Source organism: Sphingobium aromaticiconvertens (assembly GCF_037154075.1).
GTDB classification, from domain to species: domain Bacteria; phylum Pseudomonadota; class Alphaproteobacteria; order Sphingomonadales; family Sphingomonadaceae; genus Sphingobium; species Sphingobium aromaticiconvertens.
In genome coordinates, this window is record NZ_JBANRJ010000001.1 from 3,710,453 (window position 1) to 3,724,201 (window position 13,749).

Genomic DNA, 13,749 nt, shown 5'->3' on the forward strand with positions numbered 1-13,749 from the left:
GAGCGTGAAAAGCGCCCCCTAGACAGAGACGGCGCATGATCCGACATAGAGCCAACCCACTTTGAAGGATAGACTATCGTGCAAACAGCCGTCCCATGGGATCAGCCCGCCACCCTTATCGACCTTGCCGGCAAGGCCCCGCTGATCTCGACGATCGCGACCTGTGTCCGGCATTTTGGCGCTCTAAAGGCAGAGCATCAGGTGCAGGCGCGGATATTGCTGACCGCACCGACCGCGCGCGAAGGACAGCGCACGCGGACATGGCTGCTCGATCCGAAAGAAATCGAGGCACTGTTCATCCAGTTGCGGAACGAGGGCTGGTGATGATCTGCTGATCGGCGGACGCCGACACGGATCACAAAGCATAAAAAAAAAGGGGCGTTTCCGCCCCTTTTTCCATATTCCGGTGAACCGAAAATCAGCGCTTCGAGAACTGGAAGCTCTTGCGCGCCTTGGCCTTGCCGTACTTCTTACGCTCGACGGTGCGGCTGTCGCGGGTCAGGAAGCCTTCAGCCTTGACCGCGCTGCGCAGCGCAGGCTCATACTTGGTCAGCGCCTGGGCGATGCCATGCTTGACCGCGCCAGCCTGGCCCGAAAGGCCACCGCCCTTGACGGTTGCGATCACGTCATACTGACCGTTCCGCTCGGTAACACCGAAGGGCTGGTTGATGACGAGGCGCAGCGTAGGACGTGCGAAATAGGTTTCCTGATCGCGGCCATTGACCGTGATCTTGCCGGTGCCGGGCTTGACCCAGACGCGAGCGACGGCGTCCTTACGACGGCCGGTCGCATAGGCGCGGCCCAGGCTGTCGATTTCCTGCGGGCGCAGGGGCATGGTCGAAACCGGCGGCGCGATCGGTGCGGCAGGCGCTTCAACTTCAGCTTCCGACGCAACAGGTGCAGCAGCAACATCACCCAGCGGTGCGGTGGCCGGAGCAGCGGCTGCTTCGGCAGCGATCTGCGCGAGGTCGGACAGGGACTGGCGGTTATCGGACATTATGCACCCACCTTGTTCTTGCGGTTGCGCGATGCGAAATCGAGCACTTCAGGGTTCTGGGCTTCATGAGCATGCTCGGCACCGGCGAAAACGCGCAGGTTGCGCATCTGCTGGCGGCCCAGCGGACCACGGGGGATCATGCGCTCGATGGCCTTTTCAAGCACGCGCTCAGGGAAACGGCCTTCCAGGATCTTCTGGGGCGTGGTTTCCTTGATGCCGCCGGCATAGCCGGTGTGCTTGTAGTAAACCTTGTCGGTCAGCTTCTTGCCGGTGAACTTCACCTTGCCAGCGTTGATGATGATGACATTGTCACCGCAATCGACGTGGGGCGTGAAGCTGGTCTTGTGCTTGCCGCGCAGGATATTCGCCACGGTCGAAGCCAGACGGCCAACAACAAGGCCCTCCGCGTCGATCAGCAGCCATTTCTTTTCGACCGTCGCCGGGGTCGCCGGCTTGGTGGTCTTCATCAGCGCCTTCATGGTGCCAATACTCCATAATGAAACGGGACCGGACCCCTTATTGGGCACCGGAAGATGGGCGCTAATGACGGGTGAGGTCGCTCAAGTCAAGAGATTCGGCGGCTTTGCTGACGGGTAAAATAATACCCTTCAGTCATTCAACCCTTTTACCGTGCGTGTTTCGGTGAGCGATCGCGTGCCCATAACAAGGGTGCGATGCTGCTCTTCTACCAGACCGCTGGACTGGGACAGGCGGTAGTGGACCTCCACCAGCGCACCCTGCCCGGCCAACTTTTCCGTCAGCTCCAGCACCGCACCTTTGCGTTCGACCAGCGCCACCGTGCCTTCGACGGGCACCGGGCGGCCAAGCGGTGACCCGGCGGTTGTGCGGAGCGTGCGCGGCCGTTGGTCGTTGAGGGCGCTGGAGGCGAACAGCAGCAGCGGCTGGATCTCCCCGGCCAATAGCGCCAGCCTGCCCTCATCCGATTGCGCGCCAAAAAGCGTCAGCACATTGGTAGCCGCACGGTGCCGTGCCGACCCTTCGGCGTTGCTCGCCGTCATGGCGCGCAATCTGGCTTCTACTTTCGCCCAGACATCGGTCATATTATCGAGCGCGATAATCCGTCCCATCGCGTCCAGACGAAAATGCAACCCCACGCCCACCAGCGGCGAGAATGCGGCGCGATAGGGTTCGCCGCCGTCTCCAGCCGCATCTGTATCGATCGCGCGCAGGGTTATGTTGAGGGTGTAGCCGCCCTCTCCCTGCCCATCCTTGGCAAAGCGCAGCGTGCGGTCGGCAGTGAAGCGAGCCATCTGTCCGGCGACGGGCCGCTGCTGCTCGATATGATAGGCAAGGTCACGATCGACCGGCGGGGCAAAACCGATCCGTATCTCTTCGGCTTGCGCCAGTGAGGGCAACAGCAGCGCTAAGGCAGATGCCAGCGCAAGACATGCCCTCACGCTCTGCGTCCCGCCCCGACGGCGTGCGCGCCCCAGGCGGCGCTGGCGACGACCAGCGCGCCCACGGCCTGATGCAACACGGCGAGCGGTAAGGCGATGCCGCTCAACACCGTGGCGATGCCTAGCGCGATCTGCGTGCCGAGCGCGGCGGTTATGGCGATGGACGCGCCGCGGCTTCCCGCCTTCTTTGCCTTGCGCGCGAGCAGGATCAGTAGCAGAGCCGCGACCCACGCCCACCAGCGATGGATGAAATGAACGAGATAGGGGTCGCTGGAAAGGGTTGCCCAGAACGAGCCTTGCCCCATCACGCCTTCCGGGAAAAGATGGTCGTTCATCAACGGCCATGTGTTGGACACATAGCCTGCATTCAGCCCAGCGGTGAAGGCACCGAACATCAACTGGATGAACAGCGCGACCAGCGTCAGCGCGGCAAAGGGCGTCAACCGGGCGGGCGTTGCGCGGGTGTGGCGACCAAGCGCCGTCAGATCGAGCGCAGTCCAGACGAGTCCGGCGATGATGAACAGCGCCGTCAGCAGATGAACGGCCAGGCGATAATGGCTGACGTCGGTGCGAACCGACAGGCCCGACTTCACCATCCACCAGCCGATCGCCCCCTGCAAACCGCCCAGCGCCAGCAGCGCGACGAGGCGCAGGCCATAGCCTGACGGGATGGCACGCTTCCATGCGAACCAAAGGAGGGGAAGCGCAAAGGCCAGGCCGATCACGCGGCCGAGCAGACGATGCATCCATTCCCAGAAGAAGATGAACTGAAAATCGCCCAGACTCATGCCCTGCTTCAATTCCCGATATTCCGGAATCTGCTGATAGGCGTGGAAGGCCGCCATCCACTGGTCATGCGTCAGGGGCGGGATGGCGCCGGTAATCGGCTTCCATTCCGTGATCGACAGGCCCGATTCGGTAAGCCGGGTGATGCCCCCCACCACCACCATCGCGAAGACAAGGGCAGCGACAGCAAGCAGCCAGCGCGCGAGGGCCAAGGGGCGAGAGGGTCCAGCGAAGGCGCGATGCGAAGCTATAGCGATCATGGCCGCGATCCATGCGCCGCTGTGCGGCCGCTTTCAAGGGGACGGTTTGTCTCAGGGTGCTTTCGACAGACCAGGGGCTTTTATCGCTCAGTCGATCAGTGAGGGCGGTTTAATTAATTTCTCGTGTGTTGAGCAGAGGCGTAGGATCGCCCCGTTCAAGCCGAGGAGGATGACTATGGCCGACAAGCCGACAATGACAACCAGTGCAGGCGCACCGATACCCGACAATCAGAACAGCCTGTCCGCCGGACCGCGCGGCCCGTTGCTGCTTCAGGATTATCAGCTGATCGAAAAGCTGGCCCACCAGAATCGCGAGCGCATTCCAGAGCGTGTCGTCCACGCCAAGGGATGGGGCGCGCACGGCACGCTGACGATCACCGGTGACATCAGCAAATATACCAAGGCCAAGGTGTTGCAGCCCGGTACCCAGACGCCGATGATCCTGCGCTTTTCAACCGTCGCTGGCGAAGCGGGCGCAGCGGACGCCGAGCGTGATGTGCGCGGTTTTGCCATGAAATTCTACTCAGCCGAGGGTAATTGGGATCTGGTCGGCAACAATACGCCGGTCTTCTTCGTGCGTGATCCACTAAAATTCCCCGACTTCATCCACACACAAAAACGCCACCCGCGCACCAATTTACGTTCGCCCACCGCGATGTGGGACTTCTGGTCGCTCAGCCCCGAATCGCTGCATCAGGTCACGATCCTGATGTCGGACCGCGGCCTGCCGACCGACGTGCGCCATATCAATGGCTATGGCAGCCACACGTTCAGCTTCATCAATGACGCCGATGAGCGTTTTTGGGTGAAGTTCCACTTCAAGACGATGCAGGGCCACAAGCACTGGACCAATGAAGAGGCAGCCGGCGTCGTGGGGCGGACCCGCGAGTCGACGCAGGAAGATTTGTTCGAGGCGATCGAGACCGGCAACTTCCCCAAATGGAAGGTGCAGGTGCAGATCATGCCGGAACTGGACGCCGACAAGACGCCCTATAATCCGTTCGACCTGACCAAAGTGTGGCCCCATGCCGACTATCCGCCGATCGACATCGGCGTGATGGAATTGAACCGCAACGCCGACAATTATTTCGCGGAGATCGAGCAACTGGCAATGTCGCCGTCCAACATCGTGCCGGGCATCGGCTTTTCGCCCGACAAGATGCTACAGGCGCGCATCTTCAGCTATGCCGACGCGCATCGCCACCGGATCGGCACCCATTATGAAGCGCTGCCGGTCAACGCGCCCAAAGTGCCCGTCCATAATTACCACAAGGACGGGGCGATGCGGTTCACGCCGAACAATCCGAACCCCGCGGCCTATTATGAGCCGAACAGCTTTGGCGGACCGGTCGAGGACAACAAGTATCTTGAGCCGTCATTGAAGATTTCGGGCGACGCGGATCGTTGGAATCACCGCGATGGCAATGACGATTTCGCCCAGCCCCGCGCGCTGTTCGAACTGTTCGACGATGCACAGAAACAGCGGCTGTTCGCCAATATCGCAGCGGCCATGGGCGACATACCTGATGAAATACAGGAGCGGCAGTGCAAGCTGTTCGATCAGGTTCATGCCGATTATGGTGCAGGGGTGCGGCAGGCACGGGCGACGATCAAGGATCGCAACCCATCCATCTCCACCCCGACCGACCAGACATTGGCCGACGCTTCGGCCTGATCGTTCTGGCCTGACACTTTTACCGGCGTGGGGCCTCCCCCCGTCCCACGCCGGGGCTTCGCCCGGAAGGATGTACCCTTCATCCTTCCGGGCGTTTCTTTTTCTACACGACCGTCACCAACCGGTGCAGCCGTGAACATATCTTAACCAACGGACGCTACAGCAGCCCGTTCAAACCCATGTTCATTCCGCGCACCCCTTCCCCGATTCTCCAGCCGGTGATCACCAGCCTGGTCTATTTCGCGACCGCGACGCTGGCGCTGCTGACATCGCGGTTCGAGGGTGCTCTTGCCTTTATCTGGGTGGCCAACGCCTTCCTGATGGCGGAACTGCTGACGACGCCCACCAGCTATTGGTGGCGGCCGATTGCGGCCTGCACAATCACCAGCGCGATCGCCACTACCCTGTTCGGCATGGGACCGCAGGCCGCCATACCGATGGCCGTCATCAATATGGCCGAGGCGCTGATCGTAGCATCGCTGCATCGGCATTTCGTGCCGGGCAATGTCGTCGCCGGATCTTTAAAGCCCCTGCTCGTGTTCGTCGCAGCGCTGTGCTGCGTGGCTAATGTCGTGGGCGCCTTCGGATCGGCCTTCATCGCGTCCGCCGTTACGGGCAAAGATTTTTGGACGAATTGGCTGGCCTGGTATACCGGCCATGTTCTGGGTGCGCTGATCTGCGGGCCAAGTCTGGTGGTGCTGCTCCAGGGCGAAGCCAAGCGATGGCTACGCGAAGCCGCATTACCGATGAAGCTGGAAGCGGTTGGGCTGTTGGCGCTGTTCACCACCATCAGTTGGGTGACGTTCCACCAGACAGCCTATCCCATGCTTTTCCTGCCAATGCTGCCACTGGTCCTGATCGCCTTTCGCATCGGCCATCTGGGCGCGTCGGCGGCCATTCTGGTGCTGGTCGGTATCGGCGGTTTCGCTACCCTGACGGGCGCTGGTCCGATCGACATGATCGACGGGCCGATCGGCGAGCGAACGCAATTTTTCCAATTCTATCTCGCGTTCAGCTTCCTCATATCGGTGCCGGTCGCCGCCGAACTGAACGGCCGCAAGCGCCTGTTCCAGATGCTGCGCGACAGCGAGGCACGCTACCGCATCATTGCCGACCATAGCGGCGACGTGGTGCTGAACATCGATGCGGAAGGGATCATTCAATATGCCTCCCCTTCCGTCACCCAGAGGATTGGGCAGACGCCCGAGGCGATGGTCGGACGATCGGCGACCGACTTCGTGGATGCGGGGGACCGGGCGCTGGTGATCGCCACCCATCACAAGACGCTTTCCGAGCCGGGCGCGATCCACATGGTCGAGTTTCGTCGCCGGGAAAGCAGCGGCAACACCATCTGGTACGAGATGGTCGCGCAGGCGATTCTGGATGAACGTGGCGTGCCCACCGGCATCGTCAGCACCCTGCGCGACATGTCGCGCCACAAGGCGGTCGAGCGTGAATTAAAGGCGGTCGCGAACGTCGATGAACTGACCGGAGCCGCAACCCGTCGCGCCTTTCTGGAACGACTCGACAAGATCGTGGCCAATGGCAGCAAAAGCGAGACATCCTGCCTGGCGCTGATCGACGTGGATCATTTCAAGCGGGTCAACGATCAATATGGCCACGCCGTAGGCGACCGCGTGCTCCGCGCTTTTATCGACGAATTGCGGCCAGAAGTGCGTGACGGCGACATGATCGGGCGACTGGGGGGCGAGGAATTCGCCATTCTGCTGACCAATACGGACCTCGCCCATGCAAGCACCGTCTGTGAACGACTTCGGGCAATGGTGGCTTCGATGATCGTGCCTGTGGATGCGCGCCGCAGTCTGTCGATCACTTTCAGCGCGGGTCTCGTCCAGCTCAATGATATGGAGGACGGAACCACCGCGCTGGAGGCAGCCGACAAGGCGCTGTATCAGGCCAAGCATGGCGGGCGGAACTGTATCCGTCTGGCGGCCTAAATCCCCGACAATCGCGCAGCAAGATTATGTGACGCCCATAGTGCATAAAATTGCAATGATATGTTGTATCTTTACCGGCCCACGCCTATGTAGCGGCCACGATGACAAACAGCCTGCGTAATAGCCTGATGAGCGGACGGTTCGACCGGATCGCTATAGCCCTGTCTGGACTGTGCGTCGCCCATTGCTTCGCAACCGCCGTCATCCTGGGGTTGCTGGCCTCAGCGGGCGGCATTTTCGAAAGCCCGATCTTCCATGAAGCGGGCCTGGTGCTGGCGATCCTGCTGGGTGCAATCTCGCTGGGTCATGGCGCGATGGTGCATAAGTTCATGATGCCCGCGGCGATCGGATCGCTGGGCCTTGGCATCATGGCGGGTGCGCTGACGATGGATCATGGCATGCAGGAAAGCTTCTACACGCTACTGGGCGTGGGCATCCTGGCGCTGGGCCACGACCTCAACCACCGCGCCGGGCGCTAGCCAGCTCGAACGGGCAGGACGCGCCCAGTCCCCGCGCGGTCATTTGACGACGCGAGGACATGGAACGGACTGACGATAGGAAGGGGGTGGTTATTCCGCCTCTTCGACGGGGGCGCCGGGGCCGTTCTTCAGGATCGATTCGATCGCGTTCTTCGCGCTCGCCTTGCTGGTATAGCCTTCGGTCCAGAAGATCACTTCTGCATTATATTTGAACTTGGCGACAAACTCGCCGGCCTTGTTTTTCTCGATCACGAACTTGTGCGCCATGAGATCTCTCCTGGTTCATTGTGTTACCGAAACCTCTTTGGGGAATAGACCTCGGCGTCGATGCTGGCAATGGGGGCCGGACGTGCCGTATCGAGGATCAGGTTGCTGCCCAGCAATGCGGCGGCAGGCGCAGTCTGGATGCCAAAGCCCCCCTGCCCTGCGAACCAGAAGAAGCCGGGGCTGTCGGGATCGAAGCCATAGACCGGCGTCCGGTCAGGCGCGAAGCTGCGAAGGCCCGCCCATTTACGTTCTACACCCGCGATCTGCCAGTCAACCGCGCGACTGAAGCGGTCGATCGCCTGCGCCACCGCCAGTTCCTCTGGCGCGGCATCGCAGGGGGTGGACGGCACTTCATCATGTGGGGTGAGCCAGATGCGATCCGCCCCCTCCGGCTTGAAGTAAAAACGCTGCTCCAGATCCATGACCAGTGGCAGGTCGGGCGACGGCAAGGTCGGCACGCGCAGTTGAACGACGGTGCGGCGCAGCGGTGTGATGCCCAGCGGGCGGACACCGCAGATTTGCGCCACAGTGTCGGCCCAGGCGCCCGCAGCGTTGACCAATATGCCGCAGTGGATGACCTCATCACCCGCCTCTGTCCGCCATCCCGCGCCATCACGCCGAGCCGCGCGAAGGGGTACGCCGGTCATCACCCGTCCGCCGCGACGGCGAAACTGCGCGAGACAAGCCTGATGCAGGCCGGTCACGTCGATGTCGCGGCAGCTGGGTTCATAAAGGCCAATGGTCCAGTCGGGCCGCAGGCCGGGGACAAAAGCGGCGGGATCGACCGCAGTCAGGGCCACGCTCCCTTGCCATGTGCGGAGCATCGCGTCGCGCGCCGCTGCGCTGTCGGCTCGCCCAATGTGCAAGGTGCGGCGCGGGGACAGGAAGGATCGGTCCGACAGATCGGGATCTGGCGTTTCCAGCAATGGGCCGGACGCCGTGGTGAGAGGCTGGATTGAGGGACCACCATAGCTTTCCTGCCAGAAAGCGACCGAACGGCCGGTGGCGTGATAACCCGCAACCGGTTCCATCTCCAATATGAGGGTCCGGGCATGAGCGGCAAGCTGCGCGCCCAGGCTCGCGCCCGCCATACCGCCGCCGACAATGACGATATCGACCGATGTCACGGTGCGGATCGGTCCAGAAAGCTGTCGATGCGCGACAGGGCGTCGAGCCGGACGGCATCGCATTCGCGCAGGATTTCGTGCGCCGCCTCCGGGCCGTAGACATGCATCTGTGCGGTAGACAGGCGGGTGGCGATCCGGCGGATGGCGGGTGTTGAAACCAACTGATCCGCATCAGCCGCAAGGATGAGCAGGGGTAGCGCCAGCCGCGCAAGCGCCGGACTAGCCGCAAGCGAGCGCGTCGATTCGAAGGCCTGCTCCACCCAACGCCAACTGGGCGGGCCAAGCGCGATGCCGCGATTATACTCGCGCCACCACAGTTCATCGGCATAGCGTTCGGGGCTGTGCGTCAGCCGCTTCTGACGCAGACGATCGAGACGCTCCGACCCCTCCTGCTGGGTCCAGGCCATGCGCTTGTCCTGTCCCAGACGACACATGATGCGCGCCAGGCCATAGCCGATGGCATCAGGCAGCGCGCCGGTATGCAACCCCAACATCGGTGCAACCAATATGGCGGCATCGGGCGCGGCCACCCCCTCGGCCAAAGCACGCAGCAATAAATGGCCACCCATCGAGTGACCCAGCATGACATGCGGACCATCCCCCTGCCCCCGCCAGTCCACAGCGAGCGCGCCAAAGTCAGCGATCCATTGACCGAAATCCTCGATATGCCCGGTCAGTGGATTATCGGTCAGGCGGCCCGACCCGCCCTGCCCGCGCCAGTCGAAGGTCGTCACCGCCCACCCCAGCGCGGCCCAATGCGCCATCACTTCAAGATATTTCTCGATCACGTCGCCGCGCCCGCCCAACAGCAGCATCTGCCCCCGTGTCCCCGATCCCAATCGGTAGCGACGGAGCGACCAGCCATCGGGCGCAGTCCAATGGTCGAACAGTCCCCCGTCCGGCCAGGCGCGGCGGTCAAAGGCCGCCGGAACGGAGGCGCGCGGGTCAAATGCGTGTGTTGGCGAATCCATCAGGACATGGTTACGATTTGGTAAGCCATTGGGTCTAGACCTCTGGTCCCATGATGGGGGAATATTTCAAACTGGGACTAACAGTCCTGCTGGCGATGCTGCTGATATGGGCTGCGGTCACGGACCTCAAGTCCCGCATCATTTCCAATCGCCTTAATATCGCCATTGCGCTTCTGGCGCCGATCTACTGGATCGCCTGCGACCTGCCTGTCTGGCCGGGCATGGCCGTTCAGTTGATACTGGCGGTCAGCGTCTTCATGGTGTTCGCCTTCCTGTTCGCCCAGGGGTGGATGGGCGGAGGCGATGTCAAACTGCTCGTCGCACTGGCGCTGTGGTTCCCCCCGATGGCCGTCCTGTCGATGCTGACGCTGATGGCGCTGCTGGGCGGCGGCGTCACGATCGCCACTGTCGTCCATCATCGGATGACCCGGCGGCTTGGCCAACCCGAAATACCCTATGGAGTCGCCATAGCATTGGCCGCCCTTTGGTTGGTTGGCGAACGATATATTAACCAATTTGCCTGATGTCTGCACGGTGAGGGGCTGAATACCCCCGGTTGAGGGAGCAAGTTTCGTCATGGACGCAAAGAAGATCGTGCTGCTGGTGGGGGCGCTAGTCATAGCGGTGACCACCGCGTTGCTGGCGCGGAGCATGTTCAACACCTCCGGGTCGCCCCAGGTCAACGCCGCGGCAATGCCGACCGCCGCAGACCAACCGCATGTGCTGGTCGCGACCAAGGCTCTGCCGGTGGGCACCATCCTCGACGCTGAAAGCTTCCGCTATCAGCCCTGGCCCAAGGATCTGGTCGAACAGGTCTATTACCTGAAGGGTCAGGCCGATCCCGCGCAGCTTGCAGGCGCCGTTGTCCGCAACGCCATTACCGCCGGCCAGCCGCTGACGCAGGGTTCCCTCGTCAAGCCCGGCGACCGTGGCTTCCTGGCCGCCGCTCTGGGGGCGGGCATGCGCGCCGTGACGGTGCCTGTATCCGCGCAAAGCTCCGTGGCGGGCTTCATCTTTCCCGGTGACCGCGTCGATCTGGTCCTGACCCAGTCGGTGTCGGGCGGCGGCGACGGCGATCCGCTCAAAGTATCCGAGACCATCCTGCGCAACCTGCGCGTCCTGGCAACCGATCAGCGCACCGACGCGATGGGTGCCGATGGCAAGCCGGTCGTCCAGACCTATTCCAACGTCACCATCGAAGTGACACCCAAGATCGCCGAGAAAATCGCGGTCGCCCAGACCATCGGTTCACTGTCGCTATCGCTCCGTTCGATGGCCGACACCGCATCGGACCTGGATGCGGCGATTGCTGGCGGTGAGATCGACCTGCCCGATGGCACCAATCCGGCGGCCGAGAAAAAGGCGCTGGCCAAGATCGCCGCCCGCCCCATCGACCGGGGTTCAACCTATTCGACCGGTGCGGACGTGTCGCGTTACCAGCGCAGCTCCGTGCCTGCCAAGGCCGACGCCGGTGCAACAACACCGATGGCACCGGGTGGCGCGGCAACGGCCAGCTACAAGGGACCAGTGATCCGCGTCGCACGCGGCACCAATGTGACCGAAGTTCCGGTCGGGGGGAAGTAAGATGAAGGGGATGCATATTCTGGCCCGCAGCGGGTCGACCCGCGCGGCCATCAAGCCGATCGCCGGTCCCGCCATCGCCATCAGCGTCGCGCTGGCTGCCATCGCCACGCCGACCGCCGCACTGAACGCCCAAGCCGCCGCTCAGGACAATGCGATCCTGTTGTCGGTCGGCAGCAGCCGCGTGGTCAACCTGCCCGCGAAGATGAGCGACATCGTGATCGCCGATCCAGAAGTGGTCGACGTGCATGTCCGGTCCAACAACCAGCTCTATCTGCTGGCCAAAAAGCCGGGTGAAACCACAGTGTTTGCGACCTCCAGCACTGGCAAGGTACTGTTTTCCAGCACGGTCCGCGTCGGCAACAACCTGACCAGCATCGACCAGATGCTGAAAGTCGCGATGCCCGAAGCGAACATCGCCGTGAACAAGATGAACGGCATGGTCCTGCTGACCGGCACGATCAAGGCGCCCGAAGACGCAGCGGAAGCCGAACGGCTGACGCAGGCTTTCGTCGGCAAGGATGTGACCGTGGTCAGCCGCCTGCTGATGGCGACGCCCTTGCAGGTGAACCTTCAGGTCAAGATCGCAGAGGTAAGCCGCGATGTCGGGCACAAGATCGGCATGAACTGGGCTTCCGCCGATCGCAGCGGTGGCAAGGTCATCGGCAACATCGGCGGCGGCAGTCGCAATTTCGTCGACTATAGCCCGCCCCCCGGCGTAACCAACGTGCTGCCAAATGGCACCGGTCCCGCCACATGGACATTCAGCAACCCCATCGATGGCAGCTACAGCATCGGCGGAGTCGCCCGCTTGTTCGGCCTGGACGTCGCCGCAGCGCTGGACCTGGCGGAAACGAGCGGCCTCGCCACCACGCTGGCGCAGCCCAACCTGACGTCGCTGTCCGGTGAAACCGCCAGCTTCCTGGCGGGTGGCGAATATCCCTATACCGTCAGCAACGGCACACAGGGCAACAGCATCGAGTTCAAGCAATATGGCGTGCAGTTGGCCTTCACGCCGACTGTGCTCGCCGATGGCCGCATCTCTCTGCGGGTACGCCCGACGGTGTCCAGCCTCGACTTCTCGATCAATTCCAATGTTCCCGCCCTCAAGAGCCGAACGGCGGAAACCACGGTCGAGCTGGGTTCGGGTCAGGCCTTCATGATCGCCGGACTGCTGAGCAACGAAACCGGCAATACGATCAACAAAGTGCCGGGGCTGGGCAATATCCCGATCCTGGGCAGCCTGTTCAAATCGCGCGCCTTCCAGCGCAACGAGACCGAACTGGTGATCGTCGTCACCCCTTATCTGGTGAAACCGGTCAACGCGTCGGACATTCGCCTGCCCACGGACGGTTTCCGCAACGCCAATATCGGCCAGGGCCTGTTCCTGGAACAGGGCGCAGACGGCGTCAGCGGCAAACGCAGCGAAATGCCGAGCCGCGCGCCTATGGCCCCCATTCCCGGCCCGCAGGCGTCGACCGCCCTGCCCGCCGTCGCCAACCGCGACGACTCCAGGCGCGCCGGCAAGGCCAGCGACGCAGCCCCCGGCTTCAGCTTCTAAGGAAGGACGAGAGACATGATGCGCTTTGCCCCAATGACCATCGTCCCGCTCGCGCTGATCGGCGCGCTCGCCCTGCCGGTCGCCGCCCATGCGCGTGATCGCGACAATCGCAGCGTCGAATCGATCCATCAGCCAGTCGTCAGCTATGCCGCCTATGCCTTTGATGTGCAGGCGGGCGCCGATGGTGGCCTGTCCGACACTGAGGCCCAGCGCATGAACGAATGGCTGGTTTCCATCGGCCTTGGCTATGGCGATCAGGTCGCGATCGTCACCGATGCGGGTTATTCCAGCCCCACTCTGCGCGAGGGCATCGCCAATCTTGTCGCGCGTCATGGCCTGTTGGTCGGCGAGGACAGCAGCGCTGCCGATGGCGCTCCGCCCGAAGGAGCCGTGCGGCTGGTCGTGCGGCGTGCGACCGCCTCCGTCCCCGGTTGCCCGGACTGGACGACCAAGGCGGAAACCAACATGAACCTGTCGACCTCGTCCAATTTCGGGTGCGGCATCAACAGCAATCTGGCGGCGATGGTCGCGAACCCGGAAGACCTGGTGCGCGGACAGACGACCGAAAGCGGCCTGCGGACGGCAACGTCGAACCGCGCCATCTCCACCTATCTCGAAAAGAAGCCCACCGGCTCGGGCGACCTCAAGACCCTGACGGGGGGCAACTGA

At 62.7% G+C, this 13,749-nt stretch carries 15 protein-coding genes; 8 read left to right on the forward strand and 7 right to left on the reverse strand.

The annotated features are described in order from the left end of the window. The first annotated feature begins 78 nt into the window (after positions 1-78). A complete protein-coding gene (locus tag WFR25_RS17715; protein WP_419723168.1) occupies positions 79-324 on the forward strand; it encodes a hypothetical protein in 246 nt (81 codons plus the stop codon). Positions 325-418: 94 nt separating this feature from the next. Here the strand turns inward: WFR25_RS17715 and rpsI are convergent, their stop codons facing one another. From rpsI to WFR25_RS17735, 4 genes are all read right to left on the reverse strand, one after another. Continuing rightward, positions 419-997 carry a 30S ribosomal protein S9 gene (gene rpsI, locus WFR25_RS17720; RefSeq protein ID WP_336972684.1) on the reverse strand — a complete coding sequence of 193 codons (579 nt, stop codon included), beginning with the start codon at positions 995-997 and terminating at the stop codon, positions 419-421. Beyond that, positions 997-1,476 (reverse strand): 50S ribosomal protein L13, encoded by a 480-nt coding sequence (gene rplM, locus WFR25_RS17725; protein ID WP_336972686.1) that lies wholly within the window; start codon positions 1,474-1,476, stop codon positions 997-999. The genes rpsI and rplM overlap by 1 nt, the downstream gene beginning before the upstream one ends. 129 nt (positions 1,477-1,605) lie before the next feature. Continuing rightward, positions 1,606-2,415 (reverse strand): hypothetical protein, encoded by an 810-nt coding sequence (locus tag WFR25_RS17730; protein ID WP_336972687.1) that lies wholly within the window; start codon positions 2,413-2,415, stop codon positions 1,606-1,608. Next, complete coding sequence (locus WFR25_RS17735) at positions 2,412-3,461, reverse strand: COX15/CtaA family protein (protein WP_336972689.1); 1,050 nt, start codon at positions 3,459-3,461, stop codon at positions 2,412-2,414. Before WFR25_RS17735 ends, WFR25_RS17730 begins: the two co-directional genes overlap by 4 nt. A gap of 175 nt (positions 3,462-3,636) precedes the next feature. Here WFR25_RS17735 and WFR25_RS17740 point away from each other — a divergent pair, with 175 nt between their 5' ends. From WFR25_RS17740 to WFR25_RS17750, 3 genes are all read left to right on the forward strand, one after another. After that, positions 3,637-5,136 (forward strand): catalase, encoded by a 1,500-nt coding sequence (locus WFR25_RS17740; protein WP_336972691.1) that lies wholly within the window; start codon positions 3,637-3,639, stop codon positions 5,134-5,136. A gap of 179 nt (positions 5,137-5,315) precedes the next feature. Beyond that, complete coding sequence (locus WFR25_RS17745) at positions 5,316-7,094, forward strand: sensor domain-containing diguanylate cyclase (RefSeq protein ID WP_336972693.1); 1,779 nt, start codon at positions 5,316-5,318, stop codon at positions 7,092-7,094. A gap of 101 nt (positions 7,095-7,195) precedes the next feature. Beyond that, positions 7,196-7,573 carry a MerC domain-containing protein gene (locus WFR25_RS17750; RefSeq protein ID WP_336972694.1) on the forward strand — a complete coding sequence of 126 codons (378 nt, stop codon included), beginning with the start codon at positions 7,196-7,198 and terminating at the stop codon, positions 7,571-7,573. Between the two features lie 90 nt (positions 7,574-7,663). Here WFR25_RS17750 and WFR25_RS17755 read toward each other — a convergent pair whose 3' ends face one another. From WFR25_RS17755 to WFR25_RS17765, 3 genes are read right to left on the reverse strand one after another with little or no spacing between them, the layout of a single operon-like run. Continuing rightward, positions 7,664-7,840, reverse strand: a complete 177-nt coding sequence (locus WFR25_RS17755) for a YegP family protein (protein WP_336972697.1) — start codon at positions 7,838-7,840, stop codon at positions 7,664-7,666. Between the two features lie 23 nt (positions 7,841-7,863). Further along, positions 7,864-8,967 (reverse strand): NAD(P)/FAD-dependent oxidoreductase, encoded by a 1,104-nt coding sequence (locus tag WFR25_RS17760; RefSeq protein WP_336972698.1) that lies wholly within the window; start codon positions 8,965-8,967, stop codon positions 7,864-7,866. Further along, on the reverse strand, positions 8,964-9,938 hold the full coding sequence (locus WFR25_RS17765; RefSeq protein ID WP_336972700.1) for an alpha/beta hydrolase: 975 nt from the start codon (positions 9,936-9,938) through the stop codon (positions 8,964-8,966). Before WFR25_RS17765 ends, WFR25_RS17760 begins: the two co-directional genes overlap by 4 nt. A gap of 50 nt (positions 9,939-9,988) precedes the next feature. Between WFR25_RS17765 and WFR25_RS17770 the strand changes: the two genes are divergently transcribed. Genes WFR25_RS17770 through WFR25_RS17785 form a run of 4 tightly spaced genes read left to right on the forward strand, consistent with a single transcriptional unit; the run spans position 9,989 to position 13,749 of the window. Further along, positions 9,989-10,462, forward strand: coding sequence for an A24 family peptidase (locus WFR25_RS17770; protein WP_336972702.1), 474 nt, complete (start codon positions 9,989-9,991; stop codon positions 10,460-10,462). Positions 10,463-10,514: 52 nt separating this feature from the next. Beyond that, positions 10,515-11,522 (forward strand): Flp pilus assembly protein CpaB, encoded by a 1,008-nt coding sequence (gene cpaB, locus WFR25_RS17775; protein ID WP_336972704.1) that lies wholly within the window; start codon positions 10,515-10,517, stop codon positions 11,520-11,522. A gap of 10 nt (positions 11,523-11,532) precedes the next feature. After that, positions 11,533-13,080, forward strand: coding sequence for a type II and III secretion system protein family protein (locus tag WFR25_RS17780; protein ID WP_336974957.1), 1,548 nt, complete (start codon positions 11,533-11,535; stop codon positions 13,078-13,080). A 15-nt stretch (positions 13,081-13,095) separates the two neighbouring features. After that, entirely contained in the window at positions 13,096-13,749 is a 654-nt protein-coding gene (locus WFR25_RS17785) for a CpaD family pilus assembly protein (RefSeq protein ID WP_336972705.1), read from the forward strand.

What these genes read in the sequence shown, in the direction of transcription:
- WFR25_RS17770 (WP_336972702.1), top strand. Translation starts at nt 9,989, where the DNA reads ATGATGGGGGAATATTTCAAACTGGGACTAACAGTCCTGCTGGCGATG.
- WFR25_RS17765 (WP_336972700.1), bottom strand. Translation starts at nt 9,938, where the DNA reads ATGGATTCGCCAACACACGCATTTGACCCGCGCGCCTCCGTTCCGGCG.
- WFR25_RS17780 (WP_336974957.1), top strand. Translation starts at nt 11,533, where the DNA reads ATGCATATTCTGGCCCGCAGCGGGTCGACCCGCGCGGCCATCAAGCCG.
- WFR25_RS17750 (WP_336972694.1), top strand. Translation starts at nt 7,196, where the DNA reads ATGACAAACAGCCTGCGTAATAGCCTGATGAGCGGACGGTTCGACCGG.
- WFR25_RS17745 (WP_336972693.1), top strand. Translation starts at nt 5,316, where the DNA reads ATGTTCATTCCGCGCACCCCTTCCCCGATTCTCCAGCCGGTGATCACC.
- rpsI (WP_336972684.1), bottom strand. Translation starts at nt 997, where the DNA reads ATGTCCGATAACCGCCAGTCCCTGTCCGACCTCGCGCAGATCGCTGCC.
- WFR25_RS17785 (WP_336972705.1), top strand. Translation starts at nt 13,096, where the DNA reads ATGATGCGCTTTGCCCCAATGACCATCGTCCCGCTCGCGCTGATCGGC.
- WFR25_RS17735 (WP_336972689.1), bottom strand. Translation starts at nt 3,461, where the DNA reads ATGATCGCTATAGCTTCGCATCGCGCCTTCGCTGGACCCTCTCGCCCC.
- rplM (WP_336972686.1), bottom strand. Translation starts at nt 1,476, where the DNA reads ATGAAGGCGCTGATGAAGACCACCAAGCCGGCGACCCCGGCGACGGTC.
- cpaB (WP_336972704.1), top strand. Translation starts at nt 10,515, where the DNA reads ATGGACGCAAAGAAGATCGTGCTGCTGGTGGGGGCGCTAGTCATAGCG.
- WFR25_RS17740 (WP_336972691.1), top strand. Translation starts at nt 3,637, where the DNA reads ATGGCCGACAAGCCGACAATGACAACCAGTGCAGGCGCACCGATACCC.
- WFR25_RS17755 (WP_336972697.1), bottom strand. Translation starts at nt 7,840, where the DNA reads ATGGCGCACAAGTTCGTGATCGAGAAAAACAAGGCCGGCGAGTTTGTC.